This is a genomic window from Streptomyces sp. NBC_01428, assembly GCF_036231965.1.
Taxonomy (GTDB): domain Bacteria; phylum Actinomycetota; class Actinomycetes; order Streptomycetales; family Streptomycetaceae; genus Streptomyces.
In genome coordinates, this window is the sequence record NZ_CP109499.1 from 7,276,080 (window position 1) to 7,293,364 (window position 17,285).

Consider the following 17,285-nt stretch of genomic DNA (forward strand, 5'->3'; position numbering starts at 1 on the left):
GGAGGGTGTCTGGAAGCGGACAACGGTGACACGGGGTGTCCCACGCGTCACTCCGCGTCGGGCCCGTACACCTCGACCTTGTCCGAAACCCTACGGACGTGGATGCAGTCGCCCGGACATTCCTTCGCCGAGTCCGCCACGTCACGCAGAAGCGTCAGCGGTACGGCCGTTGTGGCACCCACGGCCTGCAACAGCTCGTCGTCACCGCTCTTCACATAGGCCAGGCCGTCGATGTCCAGCTCAAAGACCTCGGGGGCGTACTGGGCACAGATCCCGTCGCCCGTACACAGATCCTGGTCGATCCAGACCTCAAGCGCCTCGCCGTCGGCTCCGGCCTCCTGCTGCACGGTCATTTCTCCTGCCGTTTCCTGCGTCGAGCGAACCGAAGATTGGGGAATCGGGCCAGCTCTGACGGGTGTTGAACACTTCGACCCTACCTCCGCCCGCTTCCCAATCATGTTCGGTGGGTATTCCCCTGGCGTGAGGGAGAGCGCAAGGGTGAAGATCGGACACACCCCGACAGTCTTTGTGATCTAGGGGTTTCAATCGACACCCACCCAGGTAGGGTCTGGAAGCGTCCAGCTCCCCTTGGAGGAGGTGAGGACCGTGGCAGCCCACGACGACGACATGAACCGCGGCATCCGCCCGGGAAGAGGGTCCGATGACCCCGCCGGGCAGATTGCCTACCTTGAGCAGGAGATCGCCGTCCTGCGACGCAAGCTCGCCGACTCTCCGCGGCACACGAGGATTCTCGAAGAGCGGATCGTCGAACTGCAGACCAACCTGGCCGGCGTGTCCGCGCAGAACGAACGGCTGGCGAACACGCTCCGTGAGGCCCGCGACCAGATCGTGGCCCTCAAGGAAGAGGTCGACCGGCTGGCGCAGCCTCCGGCAGGCTTCGGTGTCTTCCTCGTGGCGAACGAGGACGGCACGGCGGACATCTTCACCGGGGGCCGCAAGCTCCGGGTGAACGTCAGCCCCAGCGTGGAGCTCCCAGAGCTCCGGCGCGGCCAGGAAGTGATGCTGAACGAAGCTCTCAACGTGGTCGAGGCCATGGAATACGAGAGCGTGGGCGACATCGTCACCCTCAAGGAGATCCTCGAGGACGGCGAGCGAGCCCTGGTGGTGGGGCACACCGACGAGGAACGGGTGGTGCGGCTCGCCGAGCCGCTCCTGGACGTCACCATCCGTCCCGGCGACGCCCTCCTCCTGGAACCCCGATCCGGCTATGTCTACGAAATCGTTCCCAAGAGCGAGGTCGAGGAACTCGTCCTCGAAGAGGTCCCGGACATCGGCTACGAGCAGATCGGCGGTCTGGGCGGCCAGATCGAGATGATCCGCGACGCGGTCGAGCTCCCGTACCTCTACCCCGACCTCTTCAAGGAGCACGAACTGCGGCCGCCCAAGGGCGTCCTGCTGTACGGGCCCCCCGGATGCGGAAAGACGCTCATCGCCAAGGCCGTGGCCAACTCGCTGGCCAAGAAGGTCGCGGAAGTGACCGGACAGGCCACCGGCAAGAGCTTCTTCCTCAACATCAAGGGCCCCGAGCTCCTGAACAAGTACGTCGGCGAGACCGAGCGGCAGATCCGCCTCGTCTTCCAGCGTGCACGCGAGAAGGCCAGCGAGGGCACACCCGTCATCGTCTTCTTCGACGAGATGGAATCCCTCTTCCGCACCCGCGGATCCGGCGTCAGCTCGGACGTGGAGAACACCATCGTCCCGCAGCTGCTCGCCGAGATCGACGGCGTGGAGGGCCTGCAGAACGTCGTGGTCATCGGCGCCTCGAACCGCGAGGACATGATCGACCCCGCCATCCTGCGGCCCGGCCGGCTCGACGTGAAGATCAAGATCGAGCGTCCGGACGCCGAAGCGGCGAAGGACATCTTCCAGAAGTACCTCACCGAGCGTCTCCCCCTGCACCCCGAGGACGTCGGGGAGCACGGCGGCGACAGGGCGGCCACCGTCCACGGCATGATCCAGACCGCCGTGGAGCAGATGTACGCCGAATCGGAGGAGAACCGCTTCCTGGAGGTCACCTACGCCAACGGTGACAAGGAAGTCCTGTACTTCAAGGACTTCAATTCCGGCGCAATGATCGAGAACATCGTCGGCCGCGCCAAGAAGATGGCCATCAAGGACTTCTTGGAGCACAGCCAGAAGGGCCTTCGCGTCTCCCATCTCCTCCAGGCCTGCGTGGACGAGTTCAAGGAGAACGAGGACCTGCCGAACACCACCAACCCGGACGACTGGGCCAGGATCTCCGGAAAGAAGGGTGAACGGATCGTCTACATCCGTACGCTCATCACCGGAAAGCAGGGCGCGGACACCGGACGCTCCATCGACACGGTGGCCAACACCGGCCAGTACCTGTAAAAAGCAGGTCGGCTGCGGGTGCCCGACGCGGGTACCCGCAGCCGACTGCTTTTCAGGCCACGGTCGGAGTACAGCAATGACGCAAATGATCTCCCCACCACCGCAAAGGCGTTCTAGGCTCTTTCGTACCGCCGAATCGCGCAGTGCGGGGACGGGCACCGCACACGCACCGGAGCGCCAGCGGTACTTGAGCAGCGCCCCCGACCGAGGGCGCCGCCGGGCAAGGAGGGCCGCATGACCGTACGGCGAGTAATGGGCATCGAGACGGAGTACGGAATCTCCGTCCCCGGTCACCCCAACGCCAATGCCATGCTCACCTCGTCCCAGATCGTCAACGCCTACGCGGCGGCGATGCACCGGGCGCGCCGCGCCCGCTGGGATTTCGAGGAGGAGAACCCGCTGCGGGACGCGCGAGGCTTCGACCTCGCCCGGGAGACCGCCGACTCCACCCAGCTCACCGACGAGGACATCGGCCTGGCCAATGTCATCCTCACCAACGGAGCACGGCTCTACGTCGACCACGCACACCCCGAGTACAGCGCCCCCGAGGTCACCAACCCGCGGGACGCGGTCCTGTGGGACAAGGCCGGCGAGCGCATCATGGCCGAGGCGGCCGAGCGCGCGGCCCAGCTCCCCGGCGCCCAGCCCATCCACCTGTACAAGAACAACACCGACAACAAGGGCGCCTCCTACGGCACGCACGAGAACTACCTGATGAAGCGGGAGACCCCCTTCTCGGACATCGTGCGCCACCTGACGCCGTTCTTCGTCTCGCGCCAGGTCGTCACCGGAGCGGGCCGCGTCGGCATCGGCCAGGACGGACACGAGCACGGCTTCCAGCTCAGCCAGCGTGCCGACTACTTCGAGGTCGAGGTGGGCCTGGAGACCACGCTCAAGCGCCCCATCATCAACACCCGCGACGAGCCGCACGCCGACGCCGAGAAGTACCGCCGCCTGCACGTGATCATCGGCGACGCCAACCTCTCCGAGATCTCGACGTACCTCAAGCTCGGCACCACGGCCCTCGTCCTCTCCATGATCGAGGACGGCTTCATCGCCGTCGACCTGGCCGTCGACCAGCCGGTCCGCACGCTCCACCAGGTCTCCCACGACCCGACCCTCAAGCACCTCGTCACGCTCCGCAGCGGGCGCACACTCACCGCGGTCCAGCTCCAGATGGAGTACTTCGAGCTGTCCCGCAAGTACGTCGAGGAACGCTACGGCGCGGACGCCGACGAACAGACCAAGGACGTCCTGCTGCGCTGGGAGGACACCCTGAACCGCCTGGAGAACGACCCGATGAGCCTCTCCGGAGAGCTCGACTGGGTCGCCAAGAAGGAGCTCATGGAGGGCTACCGGCGCCGCGACGACCTCGACTGGGACGCCGCCAAGCTGCACCTCCTCGACCTCCAGTACGCCGACGTACGGGCCGACAAGGGCCTCTACAACCGCCTCGCGGCCCGCGGCCGGATCAAGCGCCTGCTGGACGAGAACGAGGTCGAGCGGGCCCGTACGAAGCCGCCGGAGGACACGCGCGCGTACTTCCGCGGCCGCTGCCTGGAGCAGTACGCGGACGACGTCGCTGCGGCCTCCTGGGACTCGGTGATCTTCGATCTGCCGGGCCGGGACTCGCTCCAGCGCGTCCCAACCCTGGAGCCGCTTCGCGGAACGCGTAATCACGTCAAGGAGCTCCTGGACCGCTGTCGCACGGCGGAAGACCTGGTCAAGGTCCTTTCGGGCAACTGAGCCCCCGCCCGGCCGGCACAGGACGGACGGGCGCGACAGGGTGGAACACGTGGCGGACGGGAATCATCGAGATGGCCCCCGTACGTTGGTGAAACTGCGGGGCCGATGTCGGACCCTGCTTGTAGGGTCTGATCAAGAACGTCGAACCGAGCGGGGTGAGGGTTATGGCGACCAAGGACACCGGCGGCGGACAGCAGAAGGCGACGCATTCCACCGAGGAGGTCGAGGAGCAGGCGCAGGACGCGCAGGCGACCGACGACCTCAAGGAACGCCAGGAGAAGCTGAGCGACGATGTCGACTCGGTTCTGGACGAAATCGATGATGTGCTCGAGGAGAATGCCGAGGATTTCGTGAGGTCCTTCGTTCAGAAGGGCGGGCAGTAAGCCGCTTTCCCCTTCGAATCGTAGGTTCGAGTCGAGTATGACCGCCGAGGCGGAACAGCGGGGCTGCTCGCGGTGCAAGCAGAACAAGCCGCGGGCAGCCTTCGCCCGTAACAAGTCGATGCGTGATGGCCTCCAGGTGTACTGCCGAGAATGCTCCGCGGAGTATTACCGGCAGCGTCAGGAGGCCAAAGGGCGGACCGTGCGGGCCAAAGTGCTCGTGCCGAGCGGTCACAAGCGCTGCCCGCAGTGCCAAGTCGCTAGGCCGCACGCCGAGTGGGAGCGCAACAAATCCTCCTCGGACGGCTGGGCGAGTTACTGCCGCGAGTGTCGGGCGGAGCGGAACCGGATCAGCTATTTCCGACGCAAGTACGGCCTCACACCGGCCGAGTTGGATGCGATGGTCGCGGAGCAGCGGGGAATCTGTTGCATCTGCCTTACTGCCCCTGCCGAGCATGTGGATCACTGCCATCAGACGGGTAGGGTCCGAGGCGTACTGTGCTTCAGCTGCAACGCCGCACTGGGGCAGTTCAAGGATCGGCCCGATGCCATCAGACGGGCTGCGACATACCTGGAAGGAAACGCGTGGAAGCCAACACTCGTAGCACCGGGCGTCTACCGGCTGCCTTCCTGACGCCCGGGTCGTCGTCCTTCATGGACTTCCTCTCCGAGCAGCAGCCGGAGATGCTCCCCGGCAAGCGCCAGTTGCCGCCCGTCCAGGGCGTGATCGAGGCGCCGCACGGGACGACCATCGTCGCCGTCACGTTCGCGGGCGGTGTCGTCCTCGCCGGTGACCGGCGGGCCACGATGGGGAATGTCATCGCGCAGCGCGACATCGAGAAGGTCTTCCCGGCCGACGAGTACTCGGCGGTGGGCATCGCCGGTACGGCGGGTCTGGCCGTGGAGATGGTGAAGCTGTTCCAGCTGGAGCTGGAGCACTTCGAGAAGGTGGAGGGCGCGCAGCTCTCCCTGGAGGGCAAGGCGAACCGCCTGTCCACGATGATCCGTTCGAACCTCGGCATGGCCATGCAGGGTCTCGCGGTGGTTCCTCTCTTCGCGGGGTACGACGTGGACCGCGAGAGGGGCCGCATCTTCTCGTACGACGTCACCGGCGGTCGTTCCGAGGAGCACGGGTACGCGGCCACGGGCTCCGGCTCGATCTTCGCGCGCGGAGCCATGAAGAAGCTCTACGCCAAGGGTATGACGGAGGATCAGGCCACGACGCTGGTCGTCCAGGCCCTGTACGACGCCGCCGACGACGATTCGGCGACCGGTGGTCCCGACGTGGCCCGCAGGATCTACCCGATCGTCACCGTGATCACCGAGGACGGCTTCCGCCGGCTCACGGACGATGAGTCCTCCGAGATCGCCCGCGCGATTCTGGAGCGACGGATGGAGCAGCCCGACGGCCCGCGCGCCGCGCTGCTCTGAGCCCGGCCTCTTTTCCCTGTGATCCAGTGACTTCGACAGAAAGGGACGGGTAGCCGGTGTCGACTCCGTTCTATGTCTCACCCCAGCAGGCCATGGCGGACCGGGCGGAGTATGCCCGCAAGGGCATCGCCCGCGGCCGGAGCCTGGTCGTGCTGCAGTACGCCGACGGCATCGTGTTCGTCGGGGAGAACCCGTCCCGCGCGCTGCACAAGTTCAGCGAGATCTACGACCGGATCGGGTTCGCGGCCGCCGGCAAGTACAACGAGTACGAGAACCTCCGGATCGGTGGCGTGCGCTACGCCGACCTGCGGGGCTACACGTACGACCGCGACGACGTGACCGCCCGAGGTCTCGCCAACGTGTACGCCCAGACGCTGGGCACGATCTTCTCGTCGGCGGCGGAGAAGCCGTACGAGGTGGAGCTGGTGGTCGCCGAGGTCGGTGACACGCCCGAGGGCGACCAGATCTACCGGCTGCCGCACGACGGTTCGATCGTGGACGAGCACGGTTCGGTCGCCGTCGGTGGCAGTTCCGAGCAGATCAGCACCTATCTGGACACCGAGCACCGTGAGGGTATGTCGCTGGCGGAGGCGCTGAAGCTGGCCGTCCGCTCGCTGTCCCGCGAGGCCAACGGCGGTGAGCGGGAGATCCCCGCGGAGCGTCTGGAGGTCGCGGTCCTGGACCGTACGCGTCCGCAGAAGCGCAAGTTCAAGCGGATCGTGGGGCGTCAGCTGGCCCGTCTCCTGGAGGCCGGGGGAGCGGAGACCGCGACCGAGGCGGAGGACGCCGACGACGAGGAGTGAGGTCCCGGCTGGGGCCTGAGGTGAGGGGTCGTTCCGGTGCACACCGGGGCGGCCCCTTTCGTGTTGCCGCGGTCCGCCGTCACGGCCTGGTCTGTGCCGGGGCGGGGCGTGGCGGGGCCGTGGAGCCCCGTACGACGAGGTGGACCGGGATGTCCTCCTCGGGGGGTGTGCGGCCGTCCAGGACGGCCAGGAGGGCCTTCATCCCCTGTTCGCCGAAGAGTTCGGCGTCCAGGCGCACGGTCGTGAGTTCGGGGTCGAGTGCCTGGGCGAGGGCGAGGTCGTCGAGGCCGGTGACGGAGATGTCGTCCGGGATGCGCAGGCCGAGGCGCCGGGCGGCCTTGTAGGCGCCCGCCGCCAGTTTGTCGTCGTCGCAGATGACGGCGGTGGGGCGTGGTCCGGCGGGGTCGGACAGGGCGGTGTGCGCGGCGGCCAGGGCGTCCTCGAAGGAGATGGGGGCGCGGGCGGTGCGCAGGTCGGTCCCGGGGGCCTCGGCAAGTCGGGCGGCGAGTTCGCGGGCGCGGACCTCGAAGGTCCAGGAGGGGATGTCGGCGGCGAGGTGCAGGAAGCGCCGGTGGCCCAGGGCGAGGAGGTGGTCGGTGACCTGGCGTACGCCGTCCTTGATGTCGAGGTTGACGGTGGCGGCGCCCTGGCTGCCGTCCGGGTCGCTGTCGAGCATCACGAGGGGGAGCTGGTCGCCGCGGATGGCGGTGAGGGCGTCGGCGGCCATGGAGGAGGCGATGACGCCGTCCAGGGCGGCCTGGGCGGAGCCGAAGGGGTCGCGGGCGGGTCCGATGCCCTCGGGGGACGGGTACAGGACGACGCCGAAGCCGTGTTCGGCGGCCACCCGGGCGGCGCCGGTGTAGACGCCGGCGAAGAACTCCGTGGTGAGTGCCGGGACGACCAGGAGGACGGTGCGGGTGCGGCCGAGGCGGAGGTTGCGGGCGGCGAGGTTCGGCCGGTAGCCGAGCTCCTGGGCCGCCTCTCGGACCCGTTCGGCGGTGGTCTCGGAGACGCGGCCGCGCCATTTGTCGCCGAGCACCAGCGAGACGGCGGCCTGGGAGACCCCGGCGGCCTGGGCGACGTCCCTGCTCGTGGGGCGCGTACTACCTCGTGCCACCGTCGGCCTGCTCCTTCGTCTGGACTCCCGGACTGCGCACATGGTACGTATGAAAGACGACGTTATACGTAAAACTTGAGACGTCACGCGCTTCGAGAAGGGCTCGACATGGCCGCGGGATACCTGGAGATCCTCAGGGCGAGGCATGCCGCCCGGCTCCTCGTCGGCACGCTCGTGGGGCGGCTGCCGAACGCCACCGCGGCCATCGCCGTCGTGCTGTTCGTGCGGGCCGAGGGCGGCACGTACAGCCTGGCCGGCGCGCTCGCCGCCGTGTACGGGGTGGCCAACGCGGTGGGGCAGCCGCTGCTCGGACGGCTCGTGGACCTCTACGGACAGCCCCGCGTGCAACTGCCCGCCGCGCTCGTCTCGGCCCTCGGGATGGCCGCCTTCGCCTTCCTCGGGACGGATCCGGTGCTGCTCGGCTGCGCCGCGATGGCCGTGGCGGGCCTGTTCACCCCGCCGCTGGAGGGCGGCCTGCGGGCGCTGTGGCCCTCCGTGCTGCGCAAGGAGGAGCAGGTGCACACCGCGTACGCGATGGACGCGGTGGCCCAGGAAGTCATGTTCACCGTCGGGCCGTTGCTCGTGACGCTGTGCGCGGCGCTCTGGTCCCCGCGGGCCGCACTCCTGATCCTCGGCGTGATCGGCGTCCTGGGCGCCCTCTCGGTGGTGATCTCGCCGCCCTCGCGCGCGTGGCGCTCGGCTCCGCGTGAGGCGCACTGGCTCGGCGCGCTGCGTTCTCCGGGGCTGCTGGCCCTGCTCGGCGCGTTCCTGTTCGTCGGGATCGCGCTCGGCTCGATCACCGTCGCCGCGGTGTCGTACGCCGACGACCACGGCGGGGACGCCGTGTACGGCTGGCTCATGGCGGGCATCGGGCTGGGCGCGCTGCTCGGGGGAGTGGTCTACGGGGCGCGGCAGTGGGCGGGGGCGCCGGAGCGGCGACTGCGGGTGCTGGTGGCCCTTCTGGCGGTGTGTTACCTCCCGCTGACGCTCGCGCCCGGTCCGGTCGCGATGACCGCCCTCGCCACGCTCGCCGGTGTGTTCCTGGCGCCGTGCATCGCGTGCGCCTTCGTGCTGGTGGACCGGCACGCTCCGGTGGGCACGGTGACGGAGGCGTTCTCCTGGCTCGTGACGACGTTCACCGTGGGCGCGTCGGTCGGGACGGGCCTCGCGGGGCCCGTGGTGGAGTGGGGCGGGGCGGCCCGTGGTTTCGCCGTCCCGGGGGCCGCGGGTGCCGCCGCGCTGGTGGTTCTGCTGGCCACGGGGCGGGTCCTCGCAGCTACCGGCGGGGGCGCGGTTGTTGCGGTCTCATCGGAAAATGATCCAAACCGTGCCGTCGAACCCCGTTTCAGCTCAGGGGATCGGGCGTAATGTTCAGTCATGGACCGCCGCATTTTCGGGCTGGAGAACGAGTACGGCGTCACGTGTACGTTCAGGGGACAGCGGCGCCTGTCTCCCGACGAGGTGGCGCGGTACCTCTTCCGCCGTGTCGTGTCATGGGGCCGCAGCAGCAATGTCTTTCTGCGGAACGGCGCTCGCCTCTATCTCGACGTGGGATCACATCCGGAATACGCAACACCGGAATGTGACAACGTGACGGAACTCGTCACCCACGACAAGGCCGGCGAGCGCATTCTCGAAGGACTCCTGGTGGACGCCGAACGACGCCTGCACGAGGAAGGAATCGCGGGCGACGTCTACCTGTTCAAGAACAACACCGACTCGGCGGGCAACTCCTATGGTTGTCACGAGAACTATCTGGTGGCCCGGCACGGGGAGTTCTCCCGGCTCGCGGACATCCTCATTCCGTTCCTCGTGACGAGGCAGTTGCTGTGCGGTGCCGGCAAGGTGCTGCAGACGCCGCGGGGCGCCGTCTACTGCGTGAGTCAGCGGGCCGAGCACATCTGGGAGGGCGTCAGCTCCGCGACGACCCGCTCCCGGCCCATCATCAACACCCGCGACGAGCCGCACGCGGACGCCGAGCGCTACCGCCGGCTGCACGTCATCGTCGGCGACTCGAACATGTCCGAGACGACCATGCTCCTCAAGGTCGGTGCCACCGACCTCGTGCTGCGCATGATCGAGGCGGGCACCGTCATGCGCGACCTCACCCTGGAGAACCCCATTCGGGCGATCCGCGAGGTGAGCCACGACATCACCGGCCGCCGCAAGGTGCGGCTCGCCAGCGGCCGCGAGGCCTCCGCGCTCGAGGTGCAGCGCGAGTACTACGAGAAGGCCGTGGACTTCGTCGACCGCCGCGGTATCCGCACCGGCACCGTCGAACAGGTCCTCGAACTGTGGGGCCGTGTGCTCGACTCGATCGAGGCCGAGGACCTCGACCGGATCGGCACCGAGATCGACTGGGTCATGAAGTACCAGCTCATCGAGCGGTACCGGGCCAAGCACAACATGACCATGTCCCACCCGCGGGTCGCGCAGATAGACCTCGCCTACCACGACATCCACCGCCGTCGTGGCCTCTACTACCTGCTGGAGAGGAAGGGGCAAGCCGCGCGGATCTGCAACGACTTGAAGATCTTCGAAGGCAAGTCGGTGCCGCCGCAGACCACTCGCGCGCGGTTGCGCGGTGACTTCATCCGCCGGGCCCAGGAGCAGCGACGGGACTTCACCGTCGACTGGGTCCATCTGAAGCTCAACGACCAGGCACAGCGCACCGTGTTGTGCAAGGACCCCTTCCGATCCGTGGACGACCGGGTGGAGAAGCTCATCGCCGGAATGTGAGCCGGGTGTTCCGCGAGGGACGCGGAACGCAACGCGGGGCGCCGTACGTTTTCCGTACGGCGCCCTTCTCACGTCGTAGAGTTGCGCGCACGCCATCAACCAAGATCGACCGATACGAGGCCCCCACCGTGCGCCGACGCTCACTCCTCATCGCCGTTCCCGCCGGACTGGTCACACTCGCCGGATGCGGTGACGACGACAAGTCCGACACGGCCAAGTCCAGCAGCAGTCCGTCACCTTCGGCCTCCGCGTCGGCTCCGCCCCCGCCGAAGATCGTCGACGGACCGCTGCCGGCGATCACGGCCGGCACGAAGTTCGGGGAGAAGCCGACCGTCGCGAAGGGGTCCGGGGACCCCTCGAAGGACCTCGCGGTCAAGACGGTCATCGCGGGCGGCGGGAAGACGGTCGCGGAGAACGACTACATCCAGGCCAACTACCTCGGCCAGGTGTGGTCCACGGCGAAGGTCTTCGACAACTCCTACGACCGCAAGACGCCGCTGGTCATCCAGCTCGCGCAGGGCGGCATCATCGACGGCTGGCGCTACGGCCTGGTGGGCAAGAAGGCCGGCAGCCGCGTCGAGATGTCCGTCCCGCCGACCTGGGGCTACGGCACGCAGGGCAACGCGCAGGCGGGCATCAAGGGCACCGACACGCTGGTGTTCGTCGTCGACATCGAGAACACGTTCAACTCGAAGAGCTCCGCCAAGGGCAAGGACGTCCCGCAGAGCGACGCCGCGCTGCCCAAGGTCGGGACCAACACCGACGGCAAGGCCCCCTCCATCGATGTCCCGAAGGCGGACGCGCCGACCAAGCTCGTCGCGGAGTACGTCATCGAGGGCGACGGCGAGACGGTCGCGGCCGACAGCAGCGTCCTCGTACAGTACAAGGGCGTGCTGTGGGACGGCGGCAAGGAGTTCGACTCCACGTACAGCCGCGGACAGTTGACGTCGTTCTCGCTCCAGCAGGTCGTCAAGGGCTGGGCGCAGGGCCTCACCGGCAAGAAGGTCGGCAGCCGCGTCCTCATCGTCATCCCGCCGAAGCTGGGTTACGGGGACAAGCCGCCGGCCGGCAGCGGCATCAAGAAGGACTCCACCCTCGTCTTCTCGGTCGACATCCTGGCGAAGATGTGACCCTCGGGGATGTAAGACTGTCAGCGTCGCCTTTACGTAGACAAGCAGGAGCAAAGACGTGAGCATCGAGAAGCCCGAGATCGACTTCCCGGGTGGCGAGCCCCCGGCGGACCTCGAGATCAAGGACATCTGGGAGGGCGACGGCGAGGTGGCCGAGGCGGGACAGACCGTCACGGTGCACTACGTCGGCGTGGCCTTCAGCACGGGCGAGGAGTTCGACGCCAGCTGGAACCGGAACTCTCCGTTCCGCTTCCCGCTCGGTGGCGGCCGCGTCATCAAGGGCTGGGACCAGGGTGTGCAGGGCATGAAGGTCGGCGGCCGTCGCCAGCTGACCATCCCCGCCCACCTCGCCTACGGCAACCAGAGCCCGACCCCGTTGATCCAGCCCGGTGAGACGCTGATCTTCGTGGTCGACCTGCTCGGAGTCTGATCACAGCGGACCGGACCCGATCATCCGGGGCCCATGCCTGTCCGGGCATGGGCCCTCGGCTTTTGTCCGGACACGTCGGAGCGGTACGGTCATCGGTCGGAAGCACCATAGGGAAGGGCGTCGATGGCCATTGCCAAGGCCGAGCGGCTGATGAACCTCGCGCTGTGTCTGCTCGGGACGCGGCGACCGCTCAGCAAGCGCGAACTCCGCGAGTCCATCGAGGCCTACCTGGAAGCCGGATCGGACGACTCCTTCAACCGGATGTTCGAGCGCGACAAGGACGACCTGCGCGAACTCGGTCTGGTCATCGAGACCGTCGAGAACCTCGACGGTGAGGTCGGCTACCTCGCCCGCCGCGACAGCAACCGCCTGCCGCCGATCACCCTCGACGCCGAGGAGGCCGCCGCCCTGGGCCTCGCCGCCAAGGTGTGGCAGCAGGCCCGGCTGGCCGGAGCCGCGAGCGGGGCCCTGCAGAAGCTGCGCGCCGCCGGACTGCCCGAGGACGTCGATCCGTACGGCTCGTTCGGCGCGCTGGAACCGCACATCCCCGTCCACGAAGCTGCCTTCGAACCCCTGATGCTGGCCTGCCGCGACCGTCGCCCGGTCGTCTTCGACTACCGCAAGGCCACCGCCGCGCACCCCGAGACCCGGCACGTCGAGCCGTGGGCCCTGGAGTGCTGGCGCGGCCACTGGTACCTCGCGGGCTGGGACCGCGACCGCGGCGCCGAGCGGGTCTTCCGGCTCTCCCGGATCACCGGCAAGGTCCGCGCGCGGGCCGGCCGGTACACCGCCGAGGTGCCCGACGTGGTCACCGTGCGTGAGACCGTCGCCGGCTGGGCCGGGGAGATCGCCGACCGCTCCGCGCTGATCCGGCTGCGCTCCGGCTCGGGCTACCCGCTGCGCGCGAAGGCCGTCTCCGTCCGGGAACTGGGAGAGGGCTGGGACGAGTTGGAGATTCCGTACGGGCACGGGCTGGACGCCTGGCTCGTCGAGTTCGGGCCGGACGTGGTGGTCCTGGAGCCCGCCGAACTGCGGGCCGAAGTGGTCGACCGGCTGCGCGCCGTGGCCAAGGGCTGAGGGGGAACGTAGGAAAGTGGTAGGAAAACCGGCCAGGCCCACGAACGCGATCGACCAGACCCGGCGCATGCTCTCCCTGGTGACGTATCTGCGCGAGCGCCCCGGCGCCCGCGTCGGCGACGTCGCCCGGGCCTTCGGGATCACCGAGGACGAGCTGATCTCCGACCTCGACGTACTGCCGCTGTGCGGAACCAGCTTCCGCGGCGGCGACCTGCTCGACATCGACACCGACGGCGACCGGATCTGGTGGCACAACCCCGACGACGTGGCCGAACCGCTGCGGATCGCCGCCGACGAGGCGACCGCGCTCCTGGTGGCCGCCCGCGCCGTCTCCACCCTGCCCGGCCTGCGCGAGGGCGACCGGCAGGCACTGCTGCGCGCCACCGCCAAGGTCGAGGCGGCCTCGGGCGAGGCGGCCGGCGCCAGCGCCCGGCTGTCGGTGACCTTCGAGTCCGAGGGCGGTGTCTTCGCCGACGTGGACCGGGCCATCGCCGAGCGGCGCCGGCTCTGGATCCGCTACTACTCGCCGTCGCGGGACGAGCTGAGCGAGCGCGAGATCGACCCGATCCGCCTGGTCACCGTCGGCCACACGTACGTCGAGGCCTGGTGTCGCCGCTCCGAGGCGCGCCGCACCTTCCGGCTCGACCGGGTCGCCGAGATCCGCATTCTCGACGAGCCCTCCGCCCCGCCCGAGATCGAACTCCGCGACCTCTCCGAAGGACTGGTGCAGCCCGCCGCCGAGGACCCCGAGGTGGTCGTCGAGGTCGGTCCCGCCGGGCGCTGGGTCGCCGAGTACTACCCGCACGACAGCGCCGTTGAACTGCCCGACGGCGGATTGCGTATCACTCTGCGGACCCCCGACCCGACGTCGCTTCGGCGCCTGGCCCTGCGGCTCGGCGGTGACGGCCGGATCGTCGCACCGCAGGACCTCGCGGACAGCGCCCGCGGCGCGGCCCGTGAGGCGCTCGCCGCCTACGACGTGCCGGACGGGCCCGCGGGGGCACAGGACGGACCGTACGAGAGGCGGGAGCAGGCGCTTTGAGCACGTTGTCGAGGTCGGACGCGCCGGGCGGGCCGGGCACCTCGGAGCGAACGGGTGCCATGCGCCGGACCGGGTCCCTCCCGGGCGCCGCGGAGATGTCGGTCGGGACCGCCTTCGCCGGGATGAGGAGGGCGGTCGACGTGCTGTTCAAGGCCGCCTGTCCCGACTGCCGTGCCGGCTTCGAGCTCACCCCGGGCGCCCTGCGGCTGGCCATCGGCGCCAGCAGCCGGACCACGTTCTACTCGTTCACCTGTCCCGAGTGCGGCTCCGCCGTGCGCAAGCCGGCGGGGGAGCGGATCGTCGAGCTGCTCACCGGCGGTGGGGTGCGCACCCTGCGGCTGCACTCCACCCTCTAGGGTCGTCGTCATGTTCTGGCCGATGTTTGCCATCGCTGTGGGCTTCCTGGGCATCACCGTGCTCGGTGTGCTCGCCGTCCGTGTCTTCCGGGAAGCGGAGCGTCTCGGGAAGCAGGTCACCGAGGCGGCGCGCCGCATCGACCGCGCCGCCGCTGACCTGGAACAGGCCGCCGAGGGGGCCGCGCGCTCCATGGATGCGGTATGAGTCGTTCCATGGTTGCGCAATGAGTCACTTCGCCCTGTCAACTTCATGCTGCGGCCAGGTACGCTCAAGGTCGCGGGTCCGGATAACGAGGCGCGGACCGCGAACTGGGAGTACGCACAGGGATTGCCCCGCGTTCACCCCTGAGCGTTACGATCGCTGTCACCACGACGATCGGACACACGTCCGACCGTTCGGACAGCACCCCGACCATGCAGCCTCGGTGAGAAGGTAAAGACTTATGTTCGGAAGGCTCGGCGCTCCCGAGATCATTCTCATCCTCGTCGTCATCATCCTGCTGTTCGGCGCGAAGAAGCTTCCGGACATGGCGCGGTCGCTCGGCAAGTCCGCCCGCATCCTCAAGAGCGAGGCGAAGGCGATGAAGGACGAGGGCAGCAACCCCGCCCCGGCCGGCCCGCCGAACACCGACGAGCAGCCCCCGGCGCAGCGCACCATCCAGGCCGCCCCCGGCGACGTGACCAGCTCGCGGCCGGTCAGCGAACCGACGGACACGACCAAGCGCTGACGCAGGGCCGGCGACGTCCGGCTCGCCGCATGAGATGAGGATGTGGGTTGCCCAAGCCTGCCCGCAACATGGAGAAGGATCCCGAGGGGCGCATGCCCCTCGCGGACCACCTTCGCGAGCTCCGCAACCGGCTCGCGAAGGCGATGCTGGCCATCGTCCTCGTGACGATCGTCGCCGCCTTCTACTACAACGACATCATCAACTTCTTCACCAAGCCGGTCCTGGACTCCGTCGGATGTCCGGAGACGTTCGCGGAGCTGGCGAAGCAGCCGAAGAACCACCAGTGCGCGCAGATCACCATCAACGGCCTGCTCGCACCGTTCACCCTGGCGCTGAAGGTCTCCCTGATGGCGGGCGTCGTGCTCGCCTCGCCGGTCTGGCTGTACCAGCTCTGGGCGTTCGTCGCGCCCGGCCTGCACAGGAACGAGAAGAAGTACGCGTACGCGTTCGTCGGAACCGGCGTGCCGCTGTTCCTCGGCGGTGCCTTCTTCGCCTACAAGGTGCTCCCCACCACGGCGAAGGTCCTGATGGAGTTCACGCCGCAAGGCGTCAACAACCTCCTGCCGCTCGACGACCTGCTCGACCTCGTCACGCGCATGGTGGTCGTGTTCGGCCTCTCCTTCGAGCTGCCGCTGCTCCTGGTGATGCTCAACCTCACGGGCATCCTCACCGGCCGGCGCATGCTCGGCTGGTGGCGCGGCATGATCATGGGCATCACGGTCTTCGCCGCCGTCGCCACCCCCAGTACCGACCCGCTGACCATGCTGGCGCTGGCCGGGCCGATCTGGATCCTGTACTTCGGCGCGGTCGCCTTCTCGCTGTTCAACGACCGGCGCAAGCGCCGGCGCGACGAGGCGGGACCGGCCGACGACGAGGCGTCCGAGCTGGACCTCACGCCCGAGGACGTCGGCGCGATCGAGCCCGTCTCGGCCAGCCGGGCCCTGCCCGAGCAGGCGACCTCCGAGCGGGTCAACGGTTATGACGACGTGACCTGACGGAGGTCCGGACCTCGTAGGGTCAGCCTGTGACCAGCGAGATCACCCTCTTCGTCAACCCCACCGCGGGCCGCGGCCGGGGCGCCCACGCGGCGCAGCCGGCCGCTTCCGCGTTCCGGGCCGCCGGATTCTCCGTACGGACCGTGGTCGGCGAGGACGCCGCGGACGGCCTCGCCCGGGCGCGTGCCGCCGTCGCGGAGGGAACCGGGGCCCTGGTCGCCGTCGGCGGAGACGGCATGGCGAACCTCGCGCTCCAGGCCGTGGCCGGCACCGACACGCCGTTCGGGCTGGTCCCCGTCGGCACCGGGAACGACTTCGCGCGCGCCCTGGGCCTGCCGCTCCGCGCCCCGGCCGCCGCGGCGCGCCTGACGGCCGACGCGCTCAAGGAGGACCGACTGCGCTCCGTCGACCTCGGGCGGGTCGACGGCACCTGGTTCGGCACCGTCCTCGCCTCCGGCTTCGACTCCCGGGTCAACGACCGGGGCAACCGGATGCGGCTGCCGGTCGGCCGGTTCAGGTACGACCTCGCCCTGCTCGCCGAACTGGCGGCCTTCCGTCCCTTCGCGTACCGCCTGACCCTCGACGGCGGCGAGACCCGCGAGATCGAGGCGACCCTCGTGGCCGTCGGGAACGGATCCTCCTACGGCGGCGGCATGAGGATCTGCCCCGGCGCCGATCTCGGCGACGGGCTGTTCGACGTCACCGTGGTCGGGAACTGCGGCCGTGCCACGCTGCTCACGGTGTTCCCGAAGGTCTACCGCGGCACCCACGTCGACCATCCCGTGGTCACCGTGCACCGGGCCGCCCGCGTCGAGCTCGTCGCCGCGGGAGTCACCGGGTACGCGGACGGGGAGCCGCTGGGCGCGTTGCCGCTGACCGCGGAGTGCATACCCGGGGCCGTGCGCGTCGCACTTCCCTGAGCTGCGGGGATCCGAGGT

General features: G+C 68.9%; 19 protein-coding genes. 17 read left to right on the forward strand and 2 right to left on the reverse strand.

Annotated features, from left to right (window positions below):
- Window positions 1–47: 47 nt before the first annotated feature.
- On the reverse strand, window positions 48–353 hold the full coding sequence (locus OG406_RS31515) for a ferredoxin (RefSeq protein WP_164372480.1): 306 nt from the start codon (window positions 351–353) through the stop codon (window positions 48–50).
- Window positions 354–606: 253 nt separating this feature from the next.
- Between OG406_RS31515 and arc the strand changes: the two genes are divergently transcribed.
- The 6 genes from arc (at window position 607) to prcA (ending at window position 6,733) form a co-directional block, all read left to right on the forward strand.
- A complete protein-coding gene (gene arc, locus OG406_RS31520; protein ID WP_081223493.1) occupies window positions 607–2,373 on the forward strand; it encodes a proteasome ATPase in 1,767 nt (588 codons plus the stop codon).
- Between the two features lie 234 nt (window positions 2,374–2,607).
- The gene (gene dop, locus OG406_RS31525; protein WP_343244288.1) at window positions 2,608–4,119 is read left to right on the forward strand and encodes a depupylase/deamidase Dop; all 1,512 of its coding nucleotides are present in this window, start codon (window positions 2,608–2,610) and stop codon (window positions 4,117–4,119) included.
- Window positions 4,120–4,283: 164 nt separating this feature from the next.
- Window positions 4,284–4,502: a ubiquitin-like protein Pup gene (locus OG406_RS31530; protein ID WP_081223491.1), complete on the forward strand. Its 219-nt coding sequence runs from the start codon at window positions 4,284–4,286 to the stop codon at window positions 4,500–4,502.
- A gap of 397 nt (window positions 4,503–4,899) precedes the next feature.
- Complete coding sequence (locus OG406_RS39480; RefSeq protein WP_355997667.1) at window positions 4,900–5,133, forward strand: endonuclease VII domain-containing protein; 234 nt, start codon at window positions 4,900–4,902, stop codon at window positions 5,131–5,133.
- A complete protein-coding gene (prcB, locus tag OG406_RS31540; RefSeq protein WP_164372478.1) occupies window positions 5,085–5,930 on the forward strand; it encodes a proteasome subunit beta in 846 nt (281 codons plus the stop codon). Before OG406_RS39480 ends, prcB begins: the two co-directional genes overlap by 49 nt.
- Window positions 5,931–5,986: 56 nt before the next feature.
- The gene (gene prcA / locus OG406_RS31545; protein ID WP_081223488.1) at window positions 5,987–6,733 is read left to right on the forward strand and encodes a proteasome subunit alpha; all 747 of its coding nucleotides are present in this window, start codon (window positions 5,987–5,989) and stop codon (window positions 6,731–6,733) included.
- 79 nt (window positions 6,734–6,812) lie between these two features.
- Here prcA and OG406_RS31550 read toward each other — a convergent pair whose 3' ends face one another.
- Window positions 6,813–7,850, reverse strand: coding sequence for a LacI family DNA-binding transcriptional regulator (locus OG406_RS31550; RefSeq protein WP_164372477.1), 1,038 nt, complete (start codon window positions 7,848–7,850; stop codon window positions 6,813–6,815).
- Between the two features lie 108 nt (window positions 7,851–7,958).
- Between OG406_RS31550 and OG406_RS31555 the strand changes: the two genes are divergently transcribed.
- The 11 genes from OG406_RS31555 (at window position 7,959) to OG406_RS31605 (ending at window position 17,267) form a co-directional block, all read left to right on the forward strand.
- On the forward strand, window positions 7,959–9,218 hold the full coding sequence (locus tag OG406_RS31555; protein ID WP_329189006.1) for an MFS transporter: 1,260 nt from the start codon (window positions 7,959–7,961) through the stop codon (window positions 9,216–9,218).
- Window positions 9,219–9,227: 9 nt separating this feature from the next.
- Window positions 9,228–10,589, forward strand: a complete 1,362-nt coding sequence (pafA, locus tag OG406_RS31560) for a Pup--protein ligase (RefSeq protein WP_081223485.1) — start codon at window positions 9,228–9,230, stop codon at window positions 10,587–10,589.
- A gap of 128 nt (window positions 10,590–10,717) precedes the next feature.
- Window positions 10,718–11,719, forward strand: a complete 1,002-nt coding sequence (locus tag OG406_RS31565; protein WP_164372474.1) for an FKBP-type peptidyl-prolyl cis-trans isomerase — start codon at window positions 10,718–10,720, stop codon at window positions 11,717–11,719.
- Window positions 11,720–11,777: 58 nt separating this feature from the next.
- Window positions 11,778–12,149, forward strand: a complete 372-nt coding sequence (locus OG406_RS31570) for an FKBP-type peptidyl-prolyl cis-trans isomerase (protein WP_081223483.1) — start codon at window positions 11,778–11,780, stop codon at window positions 12,147–12,149.
- 123 nt (window positions 12,150–12,272) lie between these two features.
- Window positions 12,273–13,226: a helix-turn-helix transcriptional regulator gene (locus OG406_RS31575; protein WP_081223482.1), complete on the forward strand. Its 954-nt coding sequence runs from the start codon at window positions 12,273–12,275 to the stop codon at window positions 13,224–13,226.
- Window positions 13,227–13,242: 16 nt separating this feature from the next.
- Window positions 13,243–14,268: a helix-turn-helix transcriptional regulator gene (locus OG406_RS31580; RefSeq protein ID WP_329189010.1), complete on the forward strand. Its 1,026-nt coding sequence runs from the start codon at window positions 13,243–13,245 to the stop codon at window positions 14,266–14,268.
- Window positions 14,269–14,327: 59 nt separating this feature from the next.
- On the forward strand, window positions 14,328–14,624 hold the full coding sequence (locus OG406_RS31585; RefSeq protein WP_267050319.1) for a hypothetical protein: 297 nt from the start codon (window positions 14,328–14,330) through the stop codon (window positions 14,622–14,624).
- A 10-nt stretch (window positions 14,625–14,634) separates the two neighbouring features.
- On the forward strand, window positions 14,635–14,829 hold the full coding sequence (locus OG406_RS31590) for a hypothetical protein (protein WP_267050318.1): 195 nt from the start codon (window positions 14,635–14,637) through the stop codon (window positions 14,827–14,829).
- Between the two features lie 238 nt (window positions 14,830–15,067).
- Entirely contained in the window at window positions 15,068–15,352 is a 285-nt protein-coding gene (tatA, locus tag OG406_RS31595) for a Sec-independent protein translocase subunit TatA (protein WP_028801604.1), read from the forward strand.
- Between the two features lie 47 nt (window positions 15,353–15,399).
- On the forward strand, window positions 15,400–16,347 hold the full coding sequence (gene tatC, locus OG406_RS31600) for a twin-arginine translocase subunit TatC (protein WP_164372472.1): 948 nt from the start codon (window positions 15,400–15,402) through the stop codon (window positions 16,345–16,347).
- A 29-nt stretch (window positions 16,348–16,376) separates the two neighbouring features.
- Window positions 16,377–17,267, forward strand: coding sequence for a diacylglycerol kinase (locus tag OG406_RS31605; protein ID WP_329189016.1), 891 nt, complete (start codon window positions 16,377–16,379; stop codon window positions 17,265–17,267).
- The last annotated feature ends 18 nt before the right edge of the window (window positions 17,268–17,285 follow it).

Bases quoted from the DNA above. Each gene is read 5' to 3' on its own strand.
- OG406_RS31515 (WP_164372480.1), bottom strand. From the start codon at position 353: ATGACCGTGCAGCAGGAGGCCGGAGCCGACGGCGAGGCGCTTGAGGTC.
- dop (WP_343244288.1), top strand. From the start codon at position 2,608: ATGACCGTACGGCGAGTAATGGGCATCGAGACGGAGTACGGAATCTCC.
- OG406_RS31530 (WP_081223491.1), top strand. From the start codon at position 4,284: ATGGCGACCAAGGACACCGGCGGCGGACAGCAGAAGGCGACGCATTCC.
- OG406_RS39480 (WP_355997667.1), top strand. From the start codon at position 4,900: ATGGTCGCGGAGCAGCGGGGAATCTGTTGCATCTGCCTTACTGCCCCT.
- OG406_RS31555 (WP_329189006.1), top strand. From the start codon at position 7,959: ATGGCCGCGGGATACCTGGAGATCCTCAGGGCGAGGCATGCCGCCCGG.
- pafA (WP_081223485.1), top strand. From the start codon at position 9,228: ATGGACCGCCGCATTTTCGGGCTGGAGAACGAGTACGGCGTCACGTGT.
- OG406_RS31575 (WP_081223482.1), top strand. From the start codon at position 12,273: ATGGCCATTGCCAAGGCCGAGCGGCTGATGAACCTCGCGCTGTGTCTG.
- OG406_RS31585 (WP_267050319.1), top strand. From the start codon at position 14,328: ATGCGCCGGACCGGGTCCCTCCCGGGCGCCGCGGAGATGTCGGTCGGG.
- OG406_RS31590 (WP_267050318.1), top strand. From the start codon at position 14,635: ATGTTCTGGCCGATGTTTGCCATCGCTGTGGGCTTCCTGGGCATCACC.
- tatA (WP_028801604.1), top strand. From the start codon at position 15,068: ATGTTCGGAAGGCTCGGCGCTCCCGAGATCATTCTCATCCTCGTCGTC.